Raw genomic sequence first — 24,037 nt, 5'->3', positions numbered from 1 at the left:
GCCTTAGATTAGCTCCCAACCTAGGGCGCACGGAGCCAGTTCAACCCCAATGATCGAGCTTGTTTGGTTCAAACGCGATTTGCGTGCCGCTGATCACGCGCCCTTAGCAATGGCAGCCAAGAGCGGGCCAGTTCTACCGCTTGCCGTGGTTGAATCAGATTATTGGAAACTGCCTGAAACCTCTTCGCGGCATTATCTTTTTTGGCGTGAGAGCATTGATGATCTGCGAAGGCAGGGCGTTCCGCTCTGTGTGCGGATCGGCGAGGTCACTGCCATCCTCAAGGCGCTTCATGACAGTCATGGCATTCGACGCATCTGGTCGCATGAAGAAACGGGCAATGCCTGGACGTACGAACGCGATAAATCCGTTACGCGCTGGTGCCGGGAAAACAGCGTCGGATGGAAGCAAATCAGGCAGTTCGGCGTCCTGCGTGGCCCGACTGACCGAGACCGCTGGGCAAAGCAGTGGGAAGCCTTCATGGCAGAGCCTTTGGCGAAACTGCCCGATAACATCACCTATGCAGACACAACGGGCGATCAGCTACCAAGCCACGAAGGGCTCGGTCTGACCTATGCTCCTTGCCCGCAGCGCCAGCGCGGCGGCCGCACAGAGGGTCTTGCGCTTTTTGAAAGCTTTCTCAGCTCGGGTCGAGCACGTCACTATCAGCGCGCCATGTCCAGCCCGACAAGTGCTGCGGAGGCGTGCTCACGGCTTTCCCCTCACCTTGCTTATGGTACGCTTTCAATGCGCGAGGTTGTGCAGCGCGCATACAGCGAAGTGAGCGCCCTTAAGGCCGTACCGCCAGACCATCAGCCGATCCCGCCGCGCGGTCTAAACGCCTTCATCGCGCGGCTGCACTGGCATTGCCACTTCATCCAAAAGCTTGAAAGCGAACCGGAAACGGAATGGCGCGACCTGCATCCAGCCTTTCGCGATGCGCGGACCCAAGGCTTTGGCGACCCGCTTTTCGAAGCTTGGGCCAACGGCAACACCGGCTTTCCGTTCGTCGATGCTTGCATGCGCTCGCTCATCGCCACTGGCTGGATCAACTTTCGTATGCGCGCCATGTTGGTGGCGTTCGCAAGCTATCATCTTTGGCTCGATTGGCGGGCTACCGGCACGCGGCTGGCGCAGCTTTTCACCGATTACGAGCCAGGCATTCATTGGCCACAGGTGCAAATGCAGTCAGGTTCCACCGCGATCAACACGCCGCGCCTCTACAACCCAGTCAAGCAAAGCCATGACCAGGACCCAGACGGCATTTTTATCAAGCAATGGGTGCCAGAGCTAAGCAAGCTCAAAGGTCGGGCGGTCCATGAACCGTGGACGCTCTCGCCGCTAGAGGCGCGTGAACAGGGCTTTATTCTCGATGAAAGCTACCCCGCCCCCATCATCGATCATGAGGCCGCTGCACGCGCCGCTCGTGAGCGCCTCACCCGCATCCGCGCCAGCGATGGGTTCTATCAGCATCAGCGTGCTATCTACCTGAAACATGGCTCACGCAAATCTTCTCGCCATACGCCAAAACAAGGGCGTGCCTGGGTGAAGAAGAAACCAGCCAACCAACTGGAGTTGGACCTCTAGCTATGGCCAAGATGCGCAGGAAAGCTGACCTGCCCACCAAAATCTGCCCTGTTTGCCAAAAGCCCTTTGCCTGGCGCAAAAAATGGGAGCGCGACTGGGAGCATGTTGTCTACTGCTCCAAACGCTGCGCCACTACAGGCAAAACGCGCGCCTCGAACGTCAGCGCATCAACGCATGGTTGAGCCAGAAATCAAACGCAACCGCATTCAGAGTTTCTCAACTCGAAACTAGTACGATCTTTTCTTCATATCCGCATGAAGCCGGAGAAAAGCGTATGTATTTGTTTCGACTGACCTATTACAGCCGCAACACGATCAAAGATCTTAGCTTGCCGGTTGGCGCCGAAGTGAAAAAGATCATGCAGGAATCAAGCGCCAACAACCCTGCAGCAGGGATCACCGGCGCTCTTGTCTTCAACGATCACTATTTTGCACAGGTTCTTGAAGGTGATCGTAAGGCGGTCACGCAGGCCTTTTGCAAGATTGCAGCCGACGAGCGACATTCCGAAATCGTCATATTGGAAGCCAAACCAGTCAGCGATCGCATGTTTGACGGTTGGGCTATGGCTTTTGCTGGCCATTCGCCAGAACTGGATCGCCTCTACCTGAAATACGGCACAGCCATCGGCTTTGCACCAGCGAAGATGTCAGCGGACGCCTTCGTTAGCTTGGTCAATGATCTGGTGGAATCAGGATCACGCATCGCCAAAACCCCACTGGTCGAGGACAACGAGCAACCTGCAGAGCCAATGGCCAAAAGCGCCTAATACCAACCTCGCATAAGGCCTTGAAGCACCAGATCTTGCGGCATCACGACACTGCAACAGCGCGTGAAGTGGGGTTTCAACGCGCCGCCGCTTGCGCCATATCAGTGGCATGGTTGAGCCTAACCCTCCGCGCGCAGGCTCAGCACCACGCGAGATAGGGCCATAGATCGAATGATCGGCGAACTGACATTGGCAGCTGTTTTTGTAGCAGGGGTTATTTCCTTCCTCTCCCCGTGCGTGCTGCCGCTTGTGCCAGCCTATCTCACCTACATGACCGGCGCTTCGCTGGAAGAACTGTCCGATGACGAGCGCAGCGCCAAGCTATCGCGTTTCCTGTTGGTTCAGTCCGTCGCCTTTGTGGTCGGGATTGCCTTGGTTTTCGTGCTGCTGGGCGCAACGGCAACGCAGATCAGCCTGCTTCTTCGGCAATACTCGTCCATTCTATCGATTGTGGCAGGGATCGCGATCATCATCATGGGTCTGCATTTCTTGGGCATCTTTCGATGGTCACTGCTCTACCGGCAAGCCAAAATGGGAGGGCCGAAGTCAACATCAGGGCCTGGAGGCGCACTTGCGATGGGTCTTGCCTTTGGCTTCGCCTGGACACCCTGCATCGGACCAATTCTTGGCGCGGTGCTTGCTGTTGCGGCCAGTCGTGAGACGGTGGGGCAAGGCGCTGGGTTGTTGCTGGTCTACGCGCTGGGCATGGGCTTGCCGTTCATCTTATCGGCACTGGCTGTTGGGCCTTTCACACGATTTCTGGCGAAGTTTCGCCAGCACATGCAAACCATGGAGCGGGCGACGGGTGCCTTGTTGGTGGCCACAGGCATGGCCTTCTTGCTCGGCTGGCACACAATTTTGGCCAATTGGATGCTCGACCGCTTCCCAGGCCTTGTAGCGCTGACCTGATCCGCATCTAGCCTTCTTCAGCGGAGGCCGGTTCAAACGGCCAGATCAAATCATCACGCCACTGCCAGAGCTGGAATGACGGCACATTGGCATCGCCATTGGCGTCAAAGCGTATCGGACCAAGAACGGTTTCAAACGGCGCTTCATCGCCATCGACCAGTTGCAAAGCAACTTGGGCAGCCGCCATAGACGGCAGGATCAGCCCCGCCATAGATCCCAATTCTTCGCCTTCCAGCTCGCTCAAAACCTCATCATCCACCAAGGAGCGCCAAGGCGTAGGCCGGGCAAAGACAACCCCTTCCACACCGTCAGCCGCCATGAGGCGAAACTCAGACGTCATGACGCTATCACCAGCAAGAACCGGAACCTCTGGCAGGCTCTGATGCAACTGATCGGCCAGCAGCGCGCTATCGGCTTGGCCGGCAAGCACAATCACCAGCCCGGCGCCTTCTGCCTGCGCCAGCGAGGCAAGCTCGGACAAGTCATCATCCGGCGCAAAGGCTTGGTAAAGCGCAAGCGTCACACCGTCCTCGCCCAGCGCATTTTCAACGCCTTCGGCCAAGGTGCGGCCATAATTGCCATCGGTGTAGAAAAGTACCAACGGGCGGTTGCGCGCGGGACCTCCGACCAGGTCATCAAGCGAGCCATCGAGAATGGCGTCAGCCAGATAACGCGCTTGATCATCATCGCGCCCACTCAGCCGAAACACCGGGCCATCGGCCTCATCGGTAAAACTCTGGTACCGCACACCGCTCGAAACGAAGGGAATATCGGCAAAGGCAAAAACATTGCGTGCGGAAACAGCCGGGCGCCAGCAAACACCGCCCACGACCACATCCACTTGTGCACCAACCAGCTGATTGGCAGCATCACGTCCGCGCTCTTCATCGCACCCATCATCGACGGCCATCACGGTGATGTTGGCTTGATCAGGCAGACCTTCCAAAGCCAAGGCCACACCCTGTTCCAGTTGACGGCCCAGCACTTCAAACGGACCAGACAGCGGCGCAAGAACGCCGATATGGATCGTGTCCGGCTCGCCCACTTGATCCTGAGCACTGGCAGGCATGCCAACAACGCAGAGCACAGAAAGAAAGGCGGTTCTTAGCAGGAGAGACTTTACTTCGCGCATAGAATCCCTTGGGCTATCGCAAACATCACTGATTTAGACCTGCAAGCGGTGACGCCCGCAAGGCTTTCACGTTTTTGTCATACCGCGAACGTGCCACAGAGTAAGGAGAAAGCGCCATGTGGCATAAGGGAAAGACAAACGGCCCAACCGATATCGCAGGCGTGCGTGTTGGGCATGCTAGCGACGCCAAGGCCAAGACAGGGACGAGCGTCATTGTGTTTGACGCGCCTGCCACCGCCAGTGTTTCCGTGCTTGGACAAGCACCAGGAACCCGGGAGACCGACCTCCTCGACCCAAGCCGCACGGTCGGAATGATCGATGCACTCGTTTTATCGGGTGGATCAGCCTTTGGTTTGGCAGCCGCCGACCCGGTTGTGGCGGAGCTCGCCAAAGCTGGTCGAGGTTTTGCAGCAGGTCCCGCCCGCGTTCCAATCGTACCTGCGGCGATCCTGTTCGATTTGGCCAACGGTGAAAAACCTGACGATCCAACGGCACTTTACCGCGAGTTGGGTGATGCAGCCTTCAAAAGTGCCGACACAACGCAACACATCGGCAGTGTTGGCGCAGGCACGGGCGCGACAACAGGTGCTGGTCCGGGCGGATTAGGCGCTGCATCCAGTGTGTTTGGCGATGAGGTACCCGAACCGTTACGCGGCCACACCCTTGCCGCCCTCGTCGCGGTAAACGCCATCGGCAGCCCTTACATTGGCGATGGTCCGCACTTTCGCGCGGCCTCGTTTGAGTTGGATGATGAGTTTGGTGGTCTCGGAATGGCTCACACACCTCCCAATCCAATGCCGCGCATGAAAACGCTGGCAAAGCCCGGCCAAAACACCACGATTGGCGCGATCATCACCGACATCGCTCTTAGCAAACGCGCCTGTCACAGCCTCGCCATTGCTGGGCAGGATGGCATCGCCAACTCAATCTATCCCGCACACACGAGCCTCGATGGTGACTTGGTTTTTGCCGCATCAACAAACAAAGAGCCCGTCACGGATGACCCCGCTTTGCTCGCACTGCTTCAAGCCTGTGCCACTGCCACCATGGCGCGCGCGATCGCTCGTGGTGTTTACGCAGCCGCACACCCGTTCCAAGGACGCCCTTTTCAAGCGTGACCAAAGGGGCGTAAAGCGCCTTCATGCATGTTTTCCTCGCTCCGCTAACCTTTTTGGGCCGTCACGGCACGCTTGCCATCGCTCTTAGCCTGCTGGTGGGCACTGCCCTGCCTTTCTTGTCAGCGGTCATGCGGCCCTTTCTTGATGAAGCGATCCTCACTCTGCTGACACTGGCTTTCCTGCGCATCGGGTTTCGCGCAGTCGGTAATGAGTTCAAGTCACCACTGCCCGTTATCATCGCCACCGTCATCGCAATGCTTGTGATGCCTGCGCTGGCCTTCTGGATTGCCAAGGCGTTTGGATTTGATGAGTCGCACCCTGGTCTTTATCTGGCGCTGTTTATCGCCCTGGCCGTCCCACCCATCACGGCCGTGCCCATTTTTGCCAGCTTGCTGCGCTTGCCGGGCGCCATTGCTTTGGCGTTCCTCATCCTTTGCATGGCGGCAACGCCGTTTGTGGCAACACTACACGCGCGTCTCTTCTTTTCCGGGCAAGGCCTGCCCTTCGATGGCATGACAATTGGCCTGCGCTTGGCGGGCTTCATGGCCGGCGCAATCATCCTTGCGACCATTATCAAGCAGCTTATCGGTGAAGAACGGTTGGAGCGTCATCGCACCACGTTTGATGGCATCAACGTACTGGTCATGCTGGTGTTTGCCATTGCCGTAATGGACGGGTTTGGCCCGGCAATTGTGACCTCACCCGGCTTGGTGGCTAGCTTGTTTGTTGCCACTTTTGCGCTGGCGACAGCGCAAATGGCGGTGATGCGCACGGCACTTTTCTTCTTGCCGACTGACCAAGCCATGTCCATCGCGTTTGCCACCGGCTTGCGCAATATGGGCCTTATGGTGGCCGCTCTAGGCCTCGCAATCCCCGAAACCACATGGCTCTGGTTCGCGGTGGGCCAGTTTCCGATCTATTTCATGCCCTGGTTCATTGAACTGGCCCGGCGCCAACGCCAATCCTCACAGCTTACACCTTAGCGCACCTTGACCCTCACCGGAGGATGGCGCACTCGAAACCCATGACTGATCTCATCATCGCTCCCTCTATCCTCGCCGCTGATTTTTCACGCCTGCGCGATGAAGTATGCGCCATTGATCAAGCCGGGTGCGACTGGGTGCACCTGGATGTGATGGATGGTCACTTCGTGCCCAACATCAGCTTTGGCCCAGCGGTCGTGGAAGCCATTCGTCCGCATACCAACAAGATTCTCGACGTCCATTTGATGATCGCACCATGCGACCCGTATCTGGATGCCTTTGCCGAGGCTGGCGCCGACATCATCACCGTGCACGCTGAAGCAGGCCCGCATCTCCATCGCTCGCTGATGGCCATCAAAGCGCTGGGCAAAAAGGCTGGAGTCTCGCTGAACCCAGGCACGCCCGCACATGCCATTGCCGAAGTGCTCGATCTGATCGATCTGGTGTTGGTGATGACCGTGAACCCCGGGTTTGGGGGACAAAGCTTCATCGCCAGCCAGGTGGGCAAGATCGCACAGATCAAAACCATGATCGGTGATCGCGATATCGTTCTGGAAGTCGATGGCGGCATCACGCCGCAAACAGCACCCAGCGTGGCAAAGGCAGGCGCCAACGCGCTGGTCGCAGGCTCGTCCGTGTTCAAAGGCGGAACACCAGACGACCCAAGCCACTATCAAGCCACCATGAACGCCATCCGCACTGCCGCCACCAACTAAGGACACCCCCCATGATACCTCGCTATGCGCGCCAACCGATGGTGGACATCTGGTCGCCGGAAACAAAGTTCCGCATCTGGTTTGAGATCGAGGCGCATGCCTGTGACGCACAAGCCGAGCTGGGCGTCATTCCCAAACAGGCTGCTGAAGCGGTTTGGGCGCGCGGCGGCAACGCAACGTTCGACATTGACCGCATTGACGAAATTGAGCGCGAAACCAAGCACGATGTGATCGCGTTTCTAACCCATCTGGCTGAAATAGTCGGACCGGAAGCGCGCCTAGTACACCAAGGCATGACATCGTCTGATGTTTTGGACACATGCCTAGCGGTGCAGCTTACGCGCGCCGCTGACATTCTGTTGGAGGATATGGACGCTCTGCTCGCTGCGCTGAAAAAGCGCGCGCAAGAGCACAAGATGACGGTGTGCATCGGCCGCTCGCATGGCATCCACGCAGAGCCCGTGACGTTCGGTCTGAAATTGGCACAGGCTTACGCGGAGTTCGACCGCTGCAAACAGCGCTTGGTTACTGCCCGTGCCGATGTCGCCACCTGCGCACTGTCAGGAGCAGTTGGCACTTTCGCCAACATTGATCCAGCCGTTGAAGCGCATGTGGCCCAGAAAATGGGCCTTACACCGGAACCGATTTCCACCCAGGTTATCCCACGCGACCGGCACGCCATGTTCTTTGCGACGTTGGGTGTGATTGCCTCCTCCGTTGAGCGGGTAGCAACAGAAATCCGTCACCTTCAACGCACCGAAGTTCTTGAAGTGGAAGAGTATTTCTCGCCGGGCCAGAAAGGCTCTTCGGCCATGCCACACAAACGCAATCCTGTGCTGACAGAAAATCTCACAGGCCTTGCTCGCATGGTGCGCAGCTATGCAATGCCCGCGATGGAAAATGTGGCGCTTTGGCATGAGCGCGACATCTCCCACTCCTCGGTGGAACGGTATGTCGGCCCCGATGCAACGATCACGCTCGATTTTGCCTTATCGCGGCTCACCGGCGTTATCGACAAGCTTCTGGTTTATCCCGACCGCATGGAAGCCAACATGAACAAGCTTGGCGGCCTTATGCATTCGCAACGCGTGCTGCTGGCCCTCACGCAAGCTGGTGTCAGCCGTGAAGACGCTTACCGCTTGGTTCAGCGCAACGCCATGAAAGTCTGGCACGAAGGTGCGGACTTTTTTGATGAGTTGACGGGTGACGAGGAGGTCATGGCAAGTCTGTCCAAGGCAGACTTGGAAGACCTGTTCGATCTCGGCTACCACACAAAGCATGTCGACACGATTTTTGCCCGTGTCTTCAAAGGCTAAACAGGACGTGACATATGGCCATCTCTGACATTGATGTTCTGGTAGCCCCTGGCTGGAAAGGCGGCGACAAGGACACGTGGTACACTGGCTGGATCGAAAAACTGCCGCACGCACGTCGCGTGGAGCAGCGAGACTTTGAAACGCCGACCCTGTCTGATTGGACCGATGAGATCGAAAAGCAGATCTTGCTCAGCGAACGCCCTGTGGCACTGGTCGGCCATTCTCTGGGTGCACTGACCATTGCTCATATGGCAGAAACGCTTGCTAAGCTGCCAGTGATCGCTGCTTTCCTGGTGACACCCCCAGAGCTCGATGGCCCAAGCACGATCGGTCCAATGCTCACCGGTTTTCAGGCGATGCCCACAGATCCTCTGCCGGTGCCATCGTTTTTGGTGGCCAGCCGCAACGATCCCTTTGCCACCTACCCGTTCTCTGAAGCCTGCGCCAACGCGTGGGGTTCAGAACTGATTGATGCCGGCGATGCAGGACATATCAATTCCGATTCAGGGCATGGCCCATGGCCTGAAGGACTGTTGCGTTTTGGGGTGCTTTTGAAGCGCGCAAGGGCGGCCAGCTAGGCGCACTGCCACATTTGCGCCTTGCAAGTTTCATGGTCGCACTAAAAATCTGCCCAATTGTTCAAATCTGATGGATCACCTTTAGCGGGTTGAAAGAGCAACGGCTCTATTGTCCCGCTAGGCCAGTCAGATGGCTTGAAAAACGACCTCACAGATCGTCAAACAAACTCACGTTTTGGCGGCCAACACTCCCCCTGTTGGCCGCCCTTTTTCTGTTTACTGCCAAAGCTTTAGGATGCAGCAGCACCGACAGCCGCAGCCGCCTTGAGAGCAATCAAATCAGAGCCGACAGCCGCAAAGGTGAACCCTTGCTCGAAGAAAGCTTCAGCCTTCTGCGCATCAAACGCGTAGACGCCCGCGATCTTGCCCGCCGCCTTTGCGCGAGCGCCAAGATCAGCTGCTGCCTCAAGGACATGCGGCGCCGTTGCCTCAATCCGGGCACCGTCAGCAAGCGTGATCGAAAGGTCAGAAGGCCCTACAAAAATGCCATCGATACCTGGAACGGCCAAAATAGCATCGAGATTGTCCCGCGCCTCAACGGTTTCGATCATCGCGATTGTCAGCGTCAGCTCATTACCAGCGGCCAAATAGTCGCCTTGCGCGGCTCCCCAAAGTTCTAAAGCTGCCGCAGGGCCCCATGATCGGCCACCAATGGGCGGATACTTGGTTGCGGCTGCCAAGGCTTCAGCATCCGCAACCGTGTTGATCATCGGCGCGATCACAAACTGCGCGCCAGCATCCAGGGCACGCGAAGCCAGATCAAACCGACCGACAGGAATACGCAGACCTGGCGCCGATCCAGCCAGATGCACCGCTTGCATGGAGGCAAACATCGAGGCTTCATCATGAAAGCCATGCTGCAGGTCAACGCAGACGGCTTGAAACCCTCCGCGTGCCATCGCTCCAGCGTTCATGGGCGCTGGGATCGAGCTCCATCCCATCGGAACGGTCACGCCGTTGCGAAGCGATTGTGCGAACGCAAGCCCGCGGTCAAGAGATGGTGACAAGCGCCTAGCCTTTGGTTTGGATCTCTTCGATCGCCTTGTCCATCAGGTCAGCCATCTCGCGACGCAACTGATGCTCGGAGATATCGACGTTCTTCTCTTCAAAATCAGCTTTGATCTTGCGATAGACATCTTCATCGCCCGGCTCTTCAAAATCAGCCAAAACAACAGACTTTGCATAGGCTTCCGCAGCGTCGCCCGACAGACCCAGCTTGTCAGCCGCCCATGCGCCCAACACCTTGTTGCGGCGTGCTTCAGCCTTAAAGCGCAGCTCTTCGTCATGCGCGAACTTGTTCTCAAAACCTTCTTGGCGTTTGTCGAATGTTGACATCGTGATCTCTCCTCAAAGTGCACCGATAAGCGGCATATCACCGACATGACGCTTACATGGGGTGCCGCAAACAATCCCCCAAGCCCATAGCCAGCGCACTGTCTCAAATCAATGACCATAAGGAGGTTAGGAGAAGCCCGTGTACAGCTGCGCATTGTGTTTGCGAAGCGACCCTTGCTTGGCGTAGGTTCCCGCCACACAAAAGATTCTTTGGCCCGCCATAGCGTTGGGGCCATATCCACCCCAGACAAAAGGCATCTGTATGAGCCGTCGCCGCAAGATTTATGAGGGCAAAGCAAAGACGCTTTACGAGGGCCCTGAGCCTGGCACGCTGGTGCAGCACTTCAAAGACGACACCACCGCCAACAATGCTGAAAAGCATGAGGTGATCGACGGCAAAGGCGTCATCAACAATCGGATTTCGGAATACATCTTCGATCAACTCAATGCGATGGGCATCGGCACCCATTTCATCAAGCGCATGAACATGCGCGAGCAATTGATCCGAGAAGTGGAAATCATCCCCGTTGAAGTGGTTGTGCGCAACATTGCCGCCGGATCGCTGGCCAAGCGGTTAGGTCTGGATGAAGGCACCGCACTGCCCCGCTCCATCGTTGAGTTCTATTGTAAGAACGATGCGCTGGGCGACCCGATGGTGTCGGATGAGCACATCACCGCGTTTGGCTGGGCAAACCCGCAAGAGATCGATGAGATGATGGCGATTGCCATTCGCGTGAATGATTTTCTTACCGGGCTATTCCTGGGCGCAGGCATCAAACTGGTCGATTTCAAAATTGAATGCGGCCGCCTTTGGGAAAACGAGATGATGCGGATTGTTGTCGCGGACGAGATATCGCCTGATTCCTGCCGCCTCTGGGACAACAAGACCGGCGAGAAGCTCGACAAAGACCGGTTCCGCCGTGATCTTGGCGGCATGCTCGACGCCTATCAGGAAGTGGCACGCCGCCTTGGCGTGCTCAATGAAAATGATCCGGTGCCCACCGGTGGTCCAAGATTGGTCAAAGGCTGATGCGCCACTATTCTGCCCGTATCATCATCACGCTGAAAAACGGCGTGCTCGACCCGCAGGGCAAAGCAAGTGCGGGCGCGCTTTCAGGGCTCGGCTTTGAGGGCGTGAACAGCGTGCGCCAGGGCAAAGTGATGGATGTGGAACTGTCAGCATCCGATGATGCAACCGCACGCGCTGACCTCGCTGCCATGTGCGAAAAACTGCTTGCCAACACGGTGATCGAGGACTTTGAGATCGCCGCCCTCACCGAACGGCAGATGGCTTAACCCATGGCTGTATCCGTCATCCAGTTCCCCGGCTCCAATCGCGATCAGGACATGCTGGACGCGATGGCCCACACCACAGGCAAAGCGCCCCACGACGTTTGGCACGCTGATACGGCGCTGCCGACCGATACGCAGGCTATCGTTTTACCGGGAGGTTTCTCCTACGGCGATTACCTGCGCTGCGGCGCCATTGCCGCTCGCGCTCCGATCATGGCCGACGTGATCAAGGCAGCTGAGCGTGGCATGCCAGTGCTCGGCGTGTGCAACGGCTTTCAAATCCTCATTGAGGCTGGCCTTCTGCCAGGTGCCCTGATGCGCAATGCGAGCCTGCGCTTTGTCTGCAAATCAGTGGATTTGAGGGTGGAAAGCACCCGCTCGGCGTTCATGTCCGGCTTTACCAAAGGCGATGTTTGGTCCTGCCCTGTTGCCCATGGAGACGGCAATTATGTCTGCACGCCAGACATGCTGAAAAACCTGCAAGACGATGATTGCATCGCGGTCACCTATGCAGGCGGCTCCAACCCCAATGGATCGGTGGCCGATATTGCAGGTATCACCAACAAAGCTGGCAATGTGCTTGGCATGATGCCCCATCCGGAAAACATCGCCCTACCCCACCAGCCAAGCCAAACCGGCGCCAAACTGTTTGAAGGACTTTTGAACCTTGCTGCGTAACGCGCTTCTGGGCCTGGCCACCGCCGCCCTACTAACCGGTTGCATGAGCATTGACCTGCCTGAGGGCTCCTATGCTGCACGTGGCGGCCTTGGCTCGACATCAGAACGCATCGCTGAGCGCATCCGTGTATGCTGGTTCCAATTAGGCGATACAGCTTTTGCAGCTTACCGCCAGGAAACTGAAATCACCTCTATGTCAGGTCAACCGCGCATTTTGCTGGTGAACCGCGATGACCGTGGTGGCTTGCCGCAACTGGTCGTGACCATGCGAACCATTTCAGGTGCTGGAACGGTTGTCTCATCCTTTGGACCGCTCACCGAAACACCGCTGGTGAACCGCATCAACGCTGATTTGTCGCGCTGGGCCCGTGGAAGCCGTGCCTGTGGAGCCGCTGCTTAATGTTGAACCCAGATATCGCGATCACTGATGAGATGATCGCTGCGCATGGCCTTACTGACGACGAGTACGCCCACTTCAAAAGCCTGATCGGTGGCCGCGAGCCAACCTTCACCGAACTTGGCATCGTCTCAGCCATGTGGAACGAGCACTGCTCCTACAAAAGCTCCAAAAAGTGGCTGAAAACACTGCCAACCGAGGGAGCGCACGTCATTGAAGGCCCGGGCGAGAATGCCGGTGTCGTTGATATCGGTGATGGCGAGGCTGTGGTGTTCAAAATGGAGAGCCATAACCACCCCTCTTACATCGAGCCATATCAAGGCGCCGCAACCGGAGTTGGCGGGATCTTACGTGATGTTTTCACCATGGGCGCACGGCCTGTGGCGGCCATGAACGCACTGCGCTTTGGTGAACCTGATCATCCTAAAACTCGCCATCTTGTTTCCGGTGTGGTCGCTGGGGTCGGCGGCTATGGCAACGCGTTTGGCGTGCCAACCGTTGGCGGCGAAGTAGAGTTCCATGCCCGCTACAATGGCAACTGCCTGGTGAACGCATTCGCGGCAGGCATCGCCAAAACCGATGGTATTTTCACCTCGCGTGCTGAAGGTGTTGGTTTGCCGGTTGTGTATCTTGGCGCCAAGACGGGTCGAGACGGTGTTGGCGGCGCAACCATGGCTTCGGCGGAATTCGATGATTCCATTGAAGAAAAACGCCCAACGGTTCAAGTCGGTGATCCGTTCACCGAAAAATGCCTTCTGGAAGCCTGTCTGGAATTGATGGCAACCGGTGCGGTGATCGCCATCCAGGATATGGGCGCGGCGGGCCTCACCTGCTCTGCGGTGGAGATGGGCGCCAAGGGCGATCTGGGCATCCATCTTGACCTTGATAAAGTCCCCTGCCGCGAAACAAACATGTCGGCCTATGAGATGATGCTCTCAGAAAGCCAGGAGCGCATGCTCATGGTGCTTCGGCCGGAAAAACACGCACAAGCGGAGGCGGTGTTCGTCAAGTGGGGACTGGACTTCGCGGTGGTTGGCAAGACCACCGATACGCTGCGCTTTGAAATCTTCCACGAGGGCGTCAAAGTCGCAGATCTACCGATCAAAGAGCTGGGTGACGAAGCACCGGAATATGATCGCCCTTGGGTGCCACCGACCTCGCCCAAGCCGCTGCAAGACAACAACTTTGACGGCGATATCGCCGATGGGTTGCTAACTCTGCTTGCCGCCCCGAATGGGGCATCTAAGCGTTGGGTTTACGAACAATATGACACGCTTGTTCGCGGCCAAACGCTGGCAACGCCCGGTGGAGATGCTGGCGTCGTGCAGGTGAACGCAGCAGGCAAGGCGCTTGCCTTTACAGCAGACGTGACGCCGCGCTACGTGGAGGCTGATCCATTTGAGGGCGCCAAGCAGGCCGTCGCCGAAGTCTGGCGCAACTTGACCGCCGTTGGCGCAACACCTCTGGCTGTCACTGACAATCTCAATTTCGGCAATCCCGAACGCCCGGAAATTATGGGTGGGTTTGTCGCCGCCATCAAAGGCCTTGGCGAAGCGTGCCGAGAATTGGATTTCCCCATCGTGTCGGGCAATGTCTCGCTCTACAACGAAACCAATGGTGTTGGCATTTTGCCGACACCCGCAATCGCAGGCGTTGGGCTGCTAGAGGCAGGCGCGCGGCGGGTCGGTGCAGCCTTTGCCACCGCTCATGAAGCGATTTTGCTTGTCGGCGGGCCAGAGGGCTGGGGCGGCCACATGGGCCAGTCTGCTTATTTACGCGACGTACTTGGCCGCGAAGAAGGTGCACCGCCACCCGTTGATCTGTTTGAAGAAAAGCGAACGGGTGATTTCGTCCGCGGCCTCATCCAGGACGGCAAAGTCAGCGCCGTGCATGACCTATCAGACGGCGGCCTCGCCGTTGCACTGGCCGAAATGGCCATGGGTTCCGGCATTGGTGCCAAGGTCGATGCACCGGACAGTGTCATCCCGGCCTTTTTCGGTGAAGACCAGGGCCGGTATCTGGTCACAGCATCGGCTGATGGCCAAAAAGACATTCTGGATCAAGCCAAAACACTTTCAATTTCTGTCATGATACTCGGCGCGACAGGCGGGAAAGAATTGAAACTGGGCGAGAGCCGGGCCATATCTATTGAAGACCTGTGCGCCGCTTATGAGAGTTGGTTGCCAGACTTCATGGACACCGCCACCTAGCCAAAAAGGGCCGATGCCACATGCCGATGAATGCCGCTGACATCGAGAAAATGATCCTGGACTCCTTGCCCGACGCACATGTTGAGATTCGCGATCTAGCAGGCGATGGCGATCACTATGCCGCTGTGGTGGTATCTGAAGCGTTTCGCGGAAAGTCGCGTGTGCAGCAGCATCAAATGGTTTATGATGCGCTTAAAGGCAATATGGGCGGCGTGTTGCACGCCCTTGCTCTGCAAACCTCCGCACCCACGACTGACGCCTGAAAGGCGCCCTCCCAGAAAGTTGAGGAACACCCTATGACCGATGCCGCCACAACCATCGACAATGCCGTCAAAACCAATGATGTCGTTCTCTTCATGAAAGGCACAAAGCAGTTTCCGCAGTGCGGCTTTTCTGGCCAAGTGGTGCAGATCCTCGACTATGTCGGGGCTGACTATCAGGATGTGAATGTCCTGGAAGACATGGATATTCGCGAAGGCATCAAGGAATATTCCAACTGGCCGACCATCCCGCAGCTCTACATCAAGGGCGAGTTTGTTGGCGGTTGCGACATCATCCGCGAGATGTTCCAGGCTGGCGAATTGCAGCAGATGATGACCGACAAGGGCATCGCGGTGAAGAACGCCGAAAGCGCCTAAACCCGTGTCTAACATTCCACCCTTCAAGGGCATGGGCAAAAAGGCCCTGCCCTTTTTGAAGGCGCTTGGCTTTCACCAAGACAGGGACTGGTTCAAGGAAAACAAAGCGCTCTATGAGAGCGAAGTGAAGGTCCCACTTGGCGATCTCATTGAGCATGTCTCAGCCCGGATGGAAGCTGAAGGCTTGCCACTCCGCGGCACACGCAAGACCTCTCTCTACCGCGTGAACCGGGATGTACGTTTCTCCAAAAACAAAGACCCGTACAACACCCACGCCAGTGCACTTCTGACCCGTACAGGAACCAAGAAGGACCAAGGCTTTGCCTATGTGCACATGTCCAACGAGCGCTCTTTCGTCGCCACGGGTTTCTACGGGCTAGCCAGTGCCGAGCTTGCCGCCATGCGCGCTGCGATTGTCGCCAACCATGCAAAGCTTCAAACCATGCTGGATGGGTTCCAAACTCAGGGGCTGGCGTTCGACTTCTCTGAAAGCTTGAAGCGTAACCCCCGTGGGTTTGAAAAGCTCGATGACGAAGCTCTGCAAAAGCTGGTGCGCCTGAAGCATCACCACTTTGTGCGTGAAATGGACAACAAAGACATCACAACACCAAAAATTGCCGACGCGCTGTTGGAGCTGACGCACATCACCTTACCCTTCCTGGAGTTTGGCTGGGCTGCGATTGATCCGGTTCGCGAAGAAGAAGCCTTGAAGAACGCCACCTAGCCGATAGCTCTGCCCATGACCGATCTTCCCAACTGGCAAGGCTGCGCGCCACCACGCCCCAGACGCCTTGAAGGGCGCACTGTGGCGCTCGAAGCATTCGATGCAACGGTTCACGCGCACGATATCTGGCAGGCTTTGGGTGGCGATATGGGTGCCAACACACGCATTCGCTTCTTCCCGGACGCGCCCTATCGCGACGCCGATCATTTTGGTCAAGCCTATCAGGCAAAGCAGGGCGAATGGCACACCATGGTCATGCGCGACACGCATTGGAACATCGTGCGGGGTATGGCGAGCTACATGCGCATGCGTCCTGAGCAGGGCTCGGTCGAAATCGGCGCTGTGGCCCATGGTGATGCGATGGCGCGCTCACCGCTGGCCACCGAGGCGCACTATCTGCTGGCAAAACACGTTTTTGAGGACCTTAGCTACCGCCGCTATGAGTGGAAGCTCAATGACGACAATGCGCCATCCCACAAAGCTGCGGTGCGCCTTGGCTTCACATTTGAGGGCACATTTCGCCAGGACATGGTGGTTCACGGCGTAAACCGCGACACCGCTTGGTATTCCATGCTTGATTCTGAGTGGCCAAGCCGCAAAGAGGCTTTGGAGACCTGGCTCGCCCCCGGCAATTTCTCCGAGGACGGCCAACAAATCCAAAAACTAGAGGCCTTGCGGGCAAGCTAGGCCTGATAGCTTTTGATGCTTTCTGCCGATGCCAGAATCGCATCGCGCGCAGGAATGAAGTCTATCCCAAGCACATCTTTTGCCCTTTGATTGGAGATGTGCTTCGGCACACCCAGCTGAGGGATGATGGTTTTGATGTCGCTATCGAACAACGCCATCATCTTGATCAGAAAATCCGGGGCTTCTCGAGCTTTGATCCCGCGATCTGGATAGGCCTGCTTCATGGTTTCAGCCATATCTTTCATCCACTGAAAGCTCTCGCTGGCCAAGATGCGTTGTCCCTCACTCTGCGGCGTTGAGAGCGCTTTGACATGCATCGCTGCCACATCGCGCACATCCACCACAGGAATGCCAAAGCGCGGCTGCATGGGATCTTTTCCGGAGAAAATCCGTTCGGCCACCTGAAGCGAGGTCCCATAGTTGCCATCAAGCGCCGGACCGAGCACCAGAACGGGGTTGATGGTCGTCAGCCGAATAGTGACGCCGTCTTTGGCGACAAAGGCCCAGGCCGCCTTCTCCGCATGCGTTTTAGAGCGGCCATAAGCATTTTGAGTGGGGTAGAAGTCTTCAGACCAATCGGCCTCGTCATAGGCCTGTCGCCCTCTCGGTAAGTCGCTATGCATCACAGCAACAGCCGACGATGTGAGAACAACGCGCTCGATGCCCGCCGTCTGCGCCGCCTTCAGCGCGCGTTCGGTGCCATCAACAGCTGGTCGGATGATCTCCTCATCATTATCCGGTTGCTGCAAAGGAAAGGGTGACGCGGTATGCAGCAGCACGGAACACCCTTCCATAACCCCGTCCCAGCCATCATCTTTGCTGAGATCCAAAGCCACGAATGAAAGCCGCTCCTCCAGCTTACTGGCATCATCCAACTGGGGCGTCACGGCCTTGATGATCTCATCGCTGCGAGAGAGTGAACGCACTGATCCGCGCACTTGGTAACCAGCATTGAGCAGCTGCACGATGATGTGCTTAGCGATGAACCCAGATGCGCCGGTAAGGAAAACAGTTTCCGTCATGTTAGTATCTCTTACTTGTGATCTTTGGGCGCAGATAAGCTCAAGGCGTCATGGTTCAACCCCTTGAGTTTCAGAAAGCTGCAAAAATCGTCTTCTAGGACGAAGAAGCGGCGATCCGCCGGTCACCAAGCACGTTGATCGCAAGTCCAGCCAACACCAAAACAGCACCCACGCCGATACCAAGGCTCCAGCGTTCGCCAAGGAAAAGGGCCGCCCCACCGAACCCAAAAATCGGCACCAGCAACGCAAACGGCATCACAATCGCCGCTTGGTAGGTCCGCAACAGCCAAACCCAGATGGCAAAAGCCAAGATGGTGGTTGGGACAGCCAGCGCCATGGTCGTCCAGGTGAGTGTCCATAGATCCACACCGCGCAAACCCATCAATGCGTTCAAAGCACCTGGTTCCAAGACCAGGCTACCAGCCACAAGCAAGGGTGGCGCGGCGGCACTGGACCAAACAACAAAAGATACAGGATCGGCTGATTTTGCCCGCCGCGAAACGATGTTCGCCATGCCCCAGGCGAAAGCCGCCATAACGGTCAAGATGAGAGGCCAAAGCGGCACAGTCTGCCCATCCGTTTTGGCCAGCGCGATGACAAAAATGCCCAATGCAGCAATGCCCGCTGCCAAAAAATGATGGCGCTTGGGCCGCTCTCCGTCAAACAGCGCGGCCAGCCCAACTGTGAAGAACACCTGGCACTGCACCACTAGGGACGCCAAGCCAGCGGGCATGCCAATAGAGATGGCGTGGAACACAAGGCCGAACATGATCGCACCCTGGATTACGCCATACGCCACAACGATGTGCCAGGGTGCTTTGGGCGGTCGCAAGAAAAGCAGCAAGGGAAACGCTGCAAAAACAAAGCGTAACGCCGTCAGAAGCAGGGGTGATACCACGTCCAGCCCAAGGCGAATGACAGTGAAGGCAATGCCCCAAATCGCAGCAACCAGCAGCGCCAAAGCCATATGTTTGATGGTCATGCCTTGCTTAGATCAGCTAAAGCGCAAACAAAAAAGGCCGCCAAATGGCGGCCTTTGAAAGCGTCCAAGCAAGATGTGCTTGTTAGCGTGAGTAGAACTCGACCACGAGGTTTGGTTCCATCGCCACCGGGTAAGGCACATCGGTCAGCGTTGGAATACGTGTCAGGCTGGCAGTGAGTTTGCCATGATCGGCGTTGACGTAATCGGGCACGTCGCGCTCATCAAGCGCCACAGCTTCCAGCACGATGCCCAACTGACGCGAGCGTTCGCGAATCTCGACCACATCACCAACTTTCAGACGGTAAGATGGGATATTCACGCGCTTGCCATTCACCAGCACATGGCCGTGATTGACGAACTGACGGGCAGCAAAAACAGTGGGCACGAACTTGGCGCGGTAAACTACGGTGTCCAAACGACGCTCAAGCAGACCAATCAGGTTCTCAGAGGTGTCGCCCTTCATTTTCGAAGCCTGATCGTAAATCTTACGGAACTGCTTCTCCATGATGGAGCCGTAATAGCCTTTCAGCTTCTGCTTGGCGCGCAGCTGAATGCCGAAATCAGAAAGCTTGCTGCGGCGACCTTGGCCATGCTGGCCTGGGCCATACTCGCGGCGATTGACGGGGCTTTTCGGGCGGCCCCAGATGTTTTCGCCCATGCGGCGATCGATTTTGTATTTCACACTGTCGCGTTTTGACATCGCGGTATCCTTTCAAAAGTGAGGTTACACGCGCCCTCCTCTTTCGTCTCGCAAGAGACAAACGACAGAACTGTGACGCCAGCGTTTTGTCGCCACAACACAGTCCACGGGACACGGGAATGAGAAAAGGGGGCGTAAAGCCCCCAAAACTCGAAGCGTTCTCTAGGCTTTCTGGGCTAAGCCGTCAAGCCGGACCGTACTGGTTGTCGCCCTCATCGCCGCGCTGAACAAACCAATAGATCAGGATGAGTGTCCCAATCAGCGGGATGAAGCCGAGCAACAACCACCAAGCCGACCGTCCAAGATCATGCATGCGACGAAACGCAACGCCCAATGAGGGCAGAAAAGTACCCAGGCTGAACAAGGGGCTGAGAATAGCCAGGTCGTTCGCATCGAAGCCGAAAATGACGCCATCAACAACGGTCAAAGCGATGCTGACCAGGATGACGAAGAGAATCCAATACCAGTACTCCGAACGTCGCGCACGACCGCGAAACAGAACGTACCGGCTGAAAACCGTGCGAATAACATCGGCAAACTGCGTGGGGTGGTAATAGTCACCGCTGGCATAAGCTGCACCGCCACCAGAGGAGGCCGTTCCAAAGCTGGGTGGTGTTGCAGCGCCTGGCGCTGGTGCCGACATCGCATCCACCCAACTCTGTGGAACCATCGACCCTGGCAAGCTGGCGCGCGCTGCGCCCCACTCGCTCATACCTTCACGCCAGACAAGTGTGTCTGGTCCAATCTCACCGCGCCCGATCAACAGGGCAATATCATCTGTGCTTACTGGGCCGCTCTGCTGGCTGCCGACGGCGTAGTACCAAGCCGCATCACTCATGGTTAGCTTTCCTTATTGGGTATCCCCACCGGCATCGCCTAACCGCGAAAGCCTGCAAGCTCAACCCAAAAGGCTCAACCTAAACGTTCAAGTTTTTGATTTGCGTCCGCGTTCGTGGGCTCGATCAAGGGATGAAAACACCCCGCGAAGGGTACGAACTTCCTGCTCGTTAAGCCGAGCACGCTGAAAAAGCGTGCGCAGATTGTGAATCATGCCTTCGCGTTTTTCAGGCGGGCGAAAGAAACCCGACGCATCCAGCAGCCCCTCCAAATGCGAGAAAAGCCCCACCATCTGACCCTTGTCGGCAATAGGCGAGCGCTCAGCTGTCTCCACCGGCAGTCCGTCTTCCTCACGCTGCGCCCCACCCTGTTCCAAAGCGTGTTTGCGCCACTCATAGGCACAGACAATGACAGCCTGTGCGATGTTGAGCGAGGCACAGTCGGGGTCCACCGGCAGGGTTAGAATATCATCGCAGAGGGCGACCTCCTCATTCGTCAAACCCCAAGCCTCCCGGCCAAAAACGTAACCAACCCGCGTTTCCTCGGTCACTTCCACGCCCCGGCGTCCCGCCTCCATCGGCCCAACAACGGTTTTGGCCAAATCATGCTTGCGAGCCGATGTTGCAAAAACCAAAGACAGATCGGCCAGCGCATCCTCCAGCGTGTCAAAAAGGTCAGCGTTCTCCACCACGTGTACGCCGCCGCTGGCCGTAGCATTTGCCCGCTCGTTCGGCCAACCATCGCGCGGACGCACCAGACGCAGACGCCGCCAACCAAAATTGGCCATGGCACGCGCGACCATACCGATGTTCTCACCCATTTGGGGCTCAACAAGAATCGCCACGGGCGGCCTGACACCCAACTGCGACAGATTGCTTGGCGCGCCATCGGGACCAAATCGGCTCACGGAAAACTCCAAAAATATCAGCTTGCTGCCACGAGATAGGATTAGGCGTCTTCACCCTTCGACCGGTTTGAAGCCGCCCTTACCCTTTGCTATAGCCCGCGCAGACATAATCCATTCCTGTCACCTTCCATACACACGCACGGCGCACAAGCGCCCACAACACGAGGACCATTCATGGCGAAGATCAAGGTTGCCAATCCCGTTGTCGAACTCGATGGCGACGAGATGACTCGGATCATCTGGCAGTTCATCAAGGACAAGCTGATCCATCCCTATCTCGATATCGACCTGCACTATTACGATCTGGGTATCGAAGAGCGCGACCGCACCGACGATCAGATCACCGTGGATGCGGCCAACGCGATCAAAGAGCATGGTGTTGGCGTCAAATGCGCGACCATCACGCCAGACGAAGCGCGCGTGGAAGAGTTCAACTTGAAGCGCATGTACCGTTCGCCCAACGGCACGATCCGCAACATTCTTGGCGGCGTTGTCTTCCGCGAGCCAATCATCATGCAAAACGTGCCACGTCTGGTTCCTGGCTGGACTCAGCCCATCGTAATTGGCCGCCACGCTTTCGGTGATCAGTACCGCGCCACCGACATCGTCGTGCCCGGCAAAGGCACGCTGACCATGAAGTTTGTCGGTGATGACGGCACGGTGATCGAAGAAGAAATCTTCAAGTTCCCTGAAGCTGGCGTTGCCATGGGGATGTACAATCTGGATGAATCCATCAAGGATTTTGCCCGCGCGTCCATGAACTACGGCCTTAACCGCGGTTACCCTGTGTACCTCTCCACCAAAAACACCATCATGAAAAAGTATGATGGCCGGTTCAAAGATATCTTCCAGGAAATCTTCGACACCGAGTTCGCCGGCAAGTTCAAAGAAGCCGGCATCACCTATGAGCACCGTTTGATCGACGACATGGTGGCTGCCGCTATGAAATGGTCCGGCGGCTATGTCTGGGCCTGTAAGAACTATGATGGCGATGTGCAGTCCGACACGGTTGCTCAGGGCTTTGGTTCGCTTGGCCTGATGACATCAGTGCTCATGTCACCTGATGGCAAAACAGCCGAAGCAGAAGCTGCGCACGGCACCGTGACCCGCCATTACCGCATGCATCAGCAAGGCAAGGAAACGTCCACCAACCCAATCGCCTCCATCTTTGCTTGGACGCGCGGTTTGGCCCATCGCGGCAAGCTGGACGACAATCAGGCGCTGGTGGACTTTGCCAACACGCTGGAGCGGGTGTGCATTGAGACGGTGGAAGCCGGCGACATGACCAAGGATCTTGCGATCCTTATCGGCCCAGACCAAACCTGGCACACAACGCAAAGCTTCCTGGCTAAGATCGATGAGAACTTGCAGAAAGCTATTGGGTGACGCGGTTGGTCCAACCTGGACCATGCAAAACTGGGATCAAACCAACCAAGTAATCGGCCGATAGGCCAGAAAACATCAAGGCCCGCCGTCAATCGATGGCGGGCCTTTTTCATGGGTTTAGCACGCTGCTTAGGCTGCCACAGGCACGCAGACTTTCGTCACAAGCTCGCTTGCTGGCACCTCACGGGGATTGTTCAAATAGTCCTCGTATGGCGGGGCAGCGCGCAAAGGCAGGTCTCGATCCTTCAGCCACACCGAGTAGAACCAATCATAAGCCGATGGCAGATCGGAGTACGGACCCTTGTGGGTCAGGACGGCATAGCTGCCACCTTCCAGTTTCTCGGCCTCCAAAGGTGACTGGATGTTGGCATCGTCAGCGACAATGAAAGCCGCTCGCGAGCGAAGCTCTTCTTCTGGCGTCGCCATAGGGTCATCGTAGTAGACGCCGACCATGCCGCGAACATCGGCCATAAGCCCGCGCGTCGCAGCGAGGCCAACCAGTTTCTCAAAGCTTTCGCCGATGCGCTGATAGGAGCCTTTGTGAAGGACGCCAGCGATGGTGCGAGATGGTAGGGTTTCAATCTCAACAGTGTACATGGGGTTGCTCACTTTGTGTGCCGTTTGGGTGTAACGGCTATGCCCCCCAGAGGATCGGTACTTCCCCGGCGGCACACCGTAGGCATCGGTGAACGCGCGGGAGAAAGACCGTTGGTTGGGATAGCCGCAGCGCCGCGCAACCGCATCAAGCGACAGTGTGCCCTCGGCCAGATCAAAGCCTGCGCGCGTCATACGCACCCGCTTCAGTGTCTGGGCCGCTGTTTCGCCCTGAATGGCCCGGTAAATCCGGTGCCAGTGAAAGCGCGAGAGGCAAGCAATCTCGGCCAGTCGATCAAGATCCAATGGCTCATCGATATGCTCGTGAAGATACTGGGTGACCCGGTTGATACGCTCTTCATAAGCCGACCAGTCGCCAGGCATGTTGGTGAAGACAAAGTCTCGGCCTGTGTCTGCGGTGTCAGCTTCTGATAGCGGTTTGGTCATGGTCGGCTCTTCGTCTGGATGGACACACCATGCATGGCACCACACCGCAGAAACGGTGTGGCAGGCTGCGTGGCACGTTCACCAAAGCATGGGTGGA

The 24,037-nt window shown here is 57.0% G+C and carries 28 protein-coding genes; 19 read left to right on the top strand and 9 right to left on the bottom strand.

Annotated features, from left to right (window positions below; all coding sequences use genetic code 11):
* Positions 1 to 49 precede the first annotated feature (49 nt).
* The 4 genes from ABWH92_RS11740 (at position 50) to ABWH92_RS11725 (ending at position 3,260) form a co-directional block, all read left to right on the top strand.
* The gene (locus tag ABWH92_RS11740) at positions 50 to 1,585 is read left to right on the top strand and encodes a deoxyribodipyrimidine photo-lyase/cryptochrome family protein (protein ID WP_375568566.1); all 1,536 of its coding nucleotides are present in this window, start codon (positions 50 to 52) and stop codon (positions 1,583 to 1,585) included.
* Between the two features lie 2 nt (positions 1,586 to 1,587).
* Positions 1,588 to 1,767 carry a DUF2256 domain-containing protein gene (locus ABWH92_RS11735; protein ID WP_375568564.1) on the top strand — a complete coding sequence of 60 codons (180 nt, stop codon included), beginning with the start codon at positions 1,588 to 1,590 and terminating at the stop codon, positions 1,765 to 1,767.
* A 92-nt stretch (positions 1,768 to 1,859) separates the two neighbouring features.
* Positions 1,860 to 2,351 carry a BLUF domain-containing protein gene (locus ABWH92_RS11730; RefSeq protein ID WP_375568562.1) on the top strand — a complete coding sequence of 164 codons (492 nt, stop codon included), beginning with the start codon at positions 1,860 to 1,862 and terminating at the stop codon, positions 2,349 to 2,351.
* 171 nt (positions 2,352 to 2,522) lie between these two features.
* The gene (locus tag ABWH92_RS11725; RefSeq protein WP_375568560.1) at positions 2,523 to 3,260 is read left to right on the top strand and encodes a cytochrome c biogenesis CcdA family protein; all 738 of its coding nucleotides are present in this window, start codon (positions 2,523 to 2,525) and stop codon (positions 3,258 to 3,260) included.
* A gap of 7 nt (positions 3,261 to 3,267) precedes the next feature.
* On the opposite strand, the gene ABWH92_RS11720 is transcribed toward ABWH92_RS11725, so the two are convergent.
* Complete coding sequence (locus ABWH92_RS11720; protein ID WP_375568558.1) at positions 3,268 to 4,392, bottom strand: branched-chain amino acid ABC transporter substrate-binding protein; 1,125 nt, start codon at positions 4,390 to 4,392, stop codon at positions 3,268 to 3,270.
* Positions 4,393 to 4,508: 116 nt separating this feature from the next.
* On the opposite strand from ABWH92_RS11720, the gene ABWH92_RS11715 reads away from it, so the two are divergent.
* The 5 genes from ABWH92_RS11715 to ABWH92_RS11695 are packed head-to-tail and all read left to right on the top strand — an operon-like array spanning position 4,509 to position 9,103.
* Positions 4,509 to 5,510 carry a P1 family peptidase gene (locus tag ABWH92_RS11715; protein ID WP_375568556.1) on the top strand — a complete coding sequence of 334 codons (1,002 nt, stop codon included), beginning with the start codon at positions 4,509 to 4,511 and terminating at the stop codon, positions 5,508 to 5,510.
* 23 nt (positions 5,511 to 5,533) lie between these two features.
* Positions 5,534 to 6,493 (top strand): sodium:proton symporter, encoded by a 960-nt coding sequence (locus ABWH92_RS11710; protein WP_375568554.1) that lies wholly within the window; start codon positions 5,534 to 5,536, stop codon positions 6,491 to 6,493.
* Positions 6,494 to 6,516: 23 nt separating this feature from the next.
* Positions 6,517 to 7,209: a ribulose-phosphate 3-epimerase gene (gene rpe, locus ABWH92_RS11705; protein ID WP_375568553.1), complete on the top strand. Its 693-nt coding sequence runs from the start codon at positions 6,517 to 6,519 to the stop codon at positions 7,207 to 7,209.
* Positions 7,210 to 7,220: 11 nt separating this feature from the next.
* On the top strand, positions 7,221 to 8,525 hold the full coding sequence (gene purB, locus ABWH92_RS11700; RefSeq protein WP_375568551.1) for an adenylosuccinate lyase: 1,305 nt from the start codon (positions 7,221 to 7,223) through the stop codon (positions 8,523 to 8,525).
* A 14-nt stretch (positions 8,526 to 8,539) separates the two neighbouring features.
* Positions 8,540 to 9,103, top strand: coding sequence for an RBBP9/YdeN family alpha/beta hydrolase (locus tag ABWH92_RS11695; RefSeq protein ID WP_375568549.1), 564 nt, complete (start codon positions 8,540 to 8,542; stop codon positions 9,101 to 9,103).
* 230 nt (positions 9,104 to 9,333) lie between these two features.
* On the opposite strand, the gene ABWH92_RS11690 is transcribed toward ABWH92_RS11695, so the two are convergent.
* Both ABWH92_RS11690 and ABWH92_RS11685 read right to left on the bottom strand, forming a co-directional pair.
* The gene (locus ABWH92_RS11690; protein WP_375568547.1) at positions 9,334 to 10,110 is read right to left on the bottom strand and encodes an HpcH/HpaI aldolase/citrate lyase family protein; all 777 of its coding nucleotides are present in this window, start codon (positions 10,108 to 10,110) and stop codon (positions 9,334 to 9,336) included.
* 4 nt (positions 10,111 to 10,114) lie between these two features.
* Entirely contained in the window at positions 10,115 to 10,438 is a 324-nt protein-coding gene (locus ABWH92_RS11685; protein ID WP_375568545.1) for a DUF1476 domain-containing protein, read from the bottom strand.
* Positions 10,439 to 10,700: 262 nt separating this feature from the next.
* Between ABWH92_RS11685 and purC the strand changes: the two genes are divergently transcribed.
* From purC to ABWH92_RS11640, 9 genes are read left to right on the top strand one after another with little or no spacing between them, the layout of a single operon-like run.
* A complete protein-coding gene (purC, locus tag ABWH92_RS11680; protein WP_375568544.1) occupies positions 10,701 to 11,468 on the top strand; it encodes a phosphoribosylaminoimidazolesuccinocarboxamide synthase in 768 nt (255 codons plus the stop codon).
* The gene (gene purS, locus ABWH92_RS11675; protein WP_375568542.1) at positions 11,468 to 11,734 is read left to right on the top strand and encodes a phosphoribosylformylglycinamidine synthase subunit PurS; all 267 of its coding nucleotides are present in this window, start codon (positions 11,468 to 11,470) and stop codon (positions 11,732 to 11,734) included. Before purC ends, purS begins: the two co-directional genes overlap by 1 nt.
* A gap of 3 nt (positions 11,735 to 11,737) precedes the next feature.
* Positions 11,738 to 12,409 (top strand): phosphoribosylformylglycinamidine synthase subunit PurQ, encoded by a 672-nt coding sequence (gene purQ, locus ABWH92_RS11670; RefSeq protein WP_375568541.1) that lies wholly within the window; start codon positions 11,738 to 11,740, stop codon positions 12,407 to 12,409.
* Positions 12,399 to 12,809, top strand: a complete 411-nt coding sequence (locus ABWH92_RS11665; protein WP_375568539.1) for a hypothetical protein — start codon at positions 12,399 to 12,401, stop codon at positions 12,807 to 12,809. The genes purQ and ABWH92_RS11665 overlap by 11 nt, the downstream gene beginning before the upstream one ends.
* Positions 12,809 to 15,016, top strand: coding sequence for a phosphoribosylformylglycinamidine synthase subunit PurL (gene purL / locus ABWH92_RS11660; protein ID WP_375568537.1), 2,208 nt, complete (start codon positions 12,809 to 12,811; stop codon positions 15,014 to 15,016). Before ABWH92_RS11665 ends, purL begins: the two co-directional genes overlap by 1 nt.
* Positions 15,017 to 15,036: 20 nt before the next feature.
* Positions 15,037 to 15,279 carry a BolA family protein gene (locus tag ABWH92_RS11655; protein WP_375568535.1) on the top strand — a complete coding sequence of 81 codons (243 nt, stop codon included), beginning with the start codon at positions 15,037 to 15,039 and terminating at the stop codon, positions 15,277 to 15,279.
* 33 nt (positions 15,280 to 15,312) lie between these two features.
* Positions 15,313 to 15,654 carry a Grx4 family monothiol glutaredoxin gene (gene grxD, locus ABWH92_RS11650; RefSeq protein WP_375568533.1) on the top strand — a complete coding sequence of 114 codons (342 nt, stop codon included), beginning with the start codon at positions 15,313 to 15,315 and terminating at the stop codon, positions 15,652 to 15,654.
* Positions 15,655 to 15,658: 4 nt separating this feature from the next.
* Positions 15,659 to 16,378, top strand: coding sequence for a TIGR02453 family protein (locus ABWH92_RS11645; RefSeq protein WP_375568531.1), 720 nt, complete (start codon positions 15,659 to 15,661; stop codon positions 16,376 to 16,378).
* Positions 16,379 to 16,393: 15 nt separating this feature from the next.
* Positions 16,394 to 17,065 (top strand): GNAT family N-acetyltransferase, encoded by a 672-nt coding sequence (locus ABWH92_RS11640; RefSeq protein ID WP_375568529.1) that lies wholly within the window; start codon positions 16,394 to 16,396, stop codon positions 17,063 to 17,065.
* Here ABWH92_RS11640 and ABWH92_RS11635 read toward each other — a convergent pair.
* From ABWH92_RS11635 to ABWH92_RS11615, 5 genes are all read right to left on the bottom strand, one after another.
* A complete protein-coding gene (locus ABWH92_RS11635; protein WP_375568527.1) occupies positions 17,062 to 18,087 on the bottom strand; it encodes an SDR family oxidoreductase in 1,026 nt (341 codons plus the stop codon). The two genes, ABWH92_RS11640 and ABWH92_RS11635, sit on opposite strands and share 4 nt — an antisense overlap.
* A gap of 94 nt (positions 18,088 to 18,181) precedes the next feature.
* Complete coding sequence (locus ABWH92_RS11630; RefSeq protein WP_375568525.1) at positions 18,182 to 19,069, bottom strand: EamA family transporter; 888 nt, start codon at positions 19,067 to 19,069, stop codon at positions 18,182 to 18,184.
* A gap of 82 nt (positions 19,070 to 19,151) precedes the next feature.
* Entirely contained in the window at positions 19,152 to 19,769 is a 618-nt protein-coding gene (rpsD, locus tag ABWH92_RS11625) for a 30S ribosomal protein S4 (protein ID WP_375568523.1), read from the bottom strand.
* 184 nt (positions 19,770 to 19,953) lie between these two features.
* The gene (locus ABWH92_RS11620; RefSeq protein WP_375568522.1) at positions 19,954 to 20,607 is read right to left on the bottom strand and encodes a DUF805 domain-containing protein; all 654 of its coding nucleotides are present in this window, start codon (positions 20,605 to 20,607) and stop codon (positions 19,954 to 19,956) included.
* Between the two features lie 87 nt (positions 20,608 to 20,694).
* Positions 20,695 to 21,513, bottom strand: coding sequence for an RNA methyltransferase (locus ABWH92_RS11615; protein ID WP_375568520.1), 819 nt, complete (start codon positions 21,511 to 21,513; stop codon positions 20,695 to 20,697).
* A gap of 174 nt (positions 21,514 to 21,687) precedes the next feature.
* Between ABWH92_RS11615 and ABWH92_RS11610 the strand changes: the two genes are divergently transcribed.
* Positions 21,688 to 22,899, top strand: a complete 1,212-nt coding sequence (locus ABWH92_RS11610) for an NADP-dependent isocitrate dehydrogenase (protein WP_375568518.1) — start codon at positions 21,688 to 21,690, stop codon at positions 22,897 to 22,899.
* 129 nt (positions 22,900 to 23,028) lie between these two features.
* On the opposite strand, the gene ABWH92_RS11605 is transcribed toward ABWH92_RS11610, so the two are convergent.
* Positions 23,029 to 23,940 (bottom strand): GyrI-like domain-containing protein, encoded by a 912-nt coding sequence (locus tag ABWH92_RS11605; RefSeq protein WP_375568516.1) that lies wholly within the window; start codon positions 23,938 to 23,940, stop codon positions 23,029 to 23,031.
* Positions 23,941 to 24,037: the final 97 nt, after the last annotated feature.

The sequence above is a fragment of the Ahrensia marina genome (assembly GCF_042140245.1).
Lineage (GTDB): Bacteria > Pseudomonadota > Alphaproteobacteria > Rhizobiales > MH13 > MH13.
This window is presented reverse-complemented; position numbering and strand designations above follow the sequence as displayed.

What these genes read in the sequence shown, in the direction of transcription:
- ABWH92_RS11740 (WP_375568566.1), top strand. Translation starts at nt 50, where the DNA reads ATGATCGAGCTTGTTTGGTTCAAACGCGATTTGCGTGCCGCTGATCAC.
- ABWH92_RS11735 (WP_375568564.1), top strand. Translation starts at nt 1,588, where the DNA reads ATGGCCAAGATGCGCAGGAAAGCTGACCTGCCCACCAAAATCTGCCCT.
- ABWH92_RS11730 (WP_375568562.1), top strand. Translation starts at nt 1,860, where the DNA reads ATGTATTTGTTTCGACTGACCTATTACAGCCGCAACACGATCAAAGAT.
- ABWH92_RS11725 (WP_375568560.1), top strand. Translation starts at nt 2,523, where the DNA reads ATGATCGGCGAACTGACATTGGCAGCTGTTTTTGTAGCAGGGGTTATT.
- ABWH92_RS11720 (WP_375568558.1), bottom strand. Translation starts at nt 4,392, where the DNA reads ATGCGCGAAGTAAAGTCTCTCCTGCTAAGAACCGCCTTTCTTTCTGTG.
- ABWH92_RS11715 (WP_375568556.1), top strand. Translation starts at nt 4,509, where the DNA reads ATGTGGCATAAGGGAAAGACAAACGGCCCAACCGATATCGCAGGCGTG.
- ABWH92_RS11710 (WP_375568554.1), top strand. Translation starts at nt 5,534, where the DNA reads ATGCATGTTTTCCTCGCTCCGCTAACCTTTTTGGGCCGTCACGGCACG.
- rpe (WP_375568553.1), top strand. Translation starts at nt 6,517, where the DNA reads ATGGCGCACTCGAAACCCATGACTGATCTCATCATCGCTCCCTCTATC.
- purB (WP_375568551.1), top strand. Translation starts at nt 7,221, where the DNA reads ATGATACCTCGCTATGCGCGCCAACCGATGGTGGACATCTGGTCGCCG.
- ABWH92_RS11695 (WP_375568549.1), top strand. Translation starts at nt 8,540, where the DNA reads ATGGCCATCTCTGACATTGATGTTCTGGTAGCCCCTGGCTGGAAAGGC.
- ABWH92_RS11685 (WP_375568545.1), bottom strand. Translation starts at nt 10,438, where the DNA reads ATGTCAACATTCGACAAACGCCAAGAAGGTTTTGAGAACAAGTTCGCG.
- purC (WP_375568544.1), top strand. Translation starts at nt 10,701, where the DNA reads ATGAGCCGTCGCCGCAAGATTTATGAGGGCAAAGCAAAGACGCTTTAC.
- purS (WP_375568542.1), top strand. Translation starts at nt 11,468, where the DNA reads ATGCGCCACTATTCTGCCCGTATCATCATCACGCTGAAAAACGGCGTG.
- purQ (WP_375568541.1), top strand. Translation starts at nt 11,738, where the DNA reads ATGGCTGTATCCGTCATCCAGTTCCCCGGCTCCAATCGCGATCAGGAC.
- purL (WP_375568537.1), top strand. Translation starts at nt 12,809, where the DNA reads ATGTTGAACCCAGATATCGCGATCACTGATGAGATGATCGCTGCGCAT.
- ABWH92_RS11655 (WP_375568535.1), top strand. Translation starts at nt 15,037, where the DNA reads ATGCCGATGAATGCCGCTGACATCGAGAAAATGATCCTGGACTCCTTG.
- grxD (WP_375568533.1), top strand. Translation starts at nt 15,313, where the DNA reads ATGACCGATGCCGCCACAACCATCGACAATGCCGTCAAAACCAATGAT.
- ABWH92_RS11640 (WP_375568529.1), top strand. Translation starts at nt 16,394, where the DNA reads ATGACCGATCTTCCCAACTGGCAAGGCTGCGCGCCACCACGCCCCAGA.
- ABWH92_RS11635 (WP_375568527.1), bottom strand. Translation starts at nt 18,087, where the DNA reads ATGACGGAAACTGTTTTCCTTACCGGCGCATCTGGGTTCATCGCTAAG.
- ABWH92_RS11630 (WP_375568525.1), bottom strand. Translation starts at nt 19,069, where the DNA reads ATGACCATCAAACATATGGCTTTGGCGCTGCTGGTTGCTGCGATTTGG.
- rpsD (WP_375568523.1), bottom strand. Translation starts at nt 19,769, where the DNA reads ATGTCAAAACGCGACAGTGTGAAATACAAAATCGATCGCCGCATGGGC.
- ABWH92_RS11620 (WP_375568522.1), bottom strand. Translation starts at nt 20,607, where the DNA reads ATGAGTGATGCGGCTTGGTACTACGCCGTCGGCAGCCAGCAGAGCGGC.
- ABWH92_RS11610 (WP_375568518.1), top strand. Translation starts at nt 21,688, where the DNA reads ATGGCGAAGATCAAGGTTGCCAATCCCGTTGTCGAACTCGATGGCGAC.
- ABWH92_RS11605 (WP_375568516.1), bottom strand. Translation starts at nt 23,940, where the DNA reads ATGACCAAACCGCTATCAGAAGCTGACACCGCAGACACAGGCCGAGAC.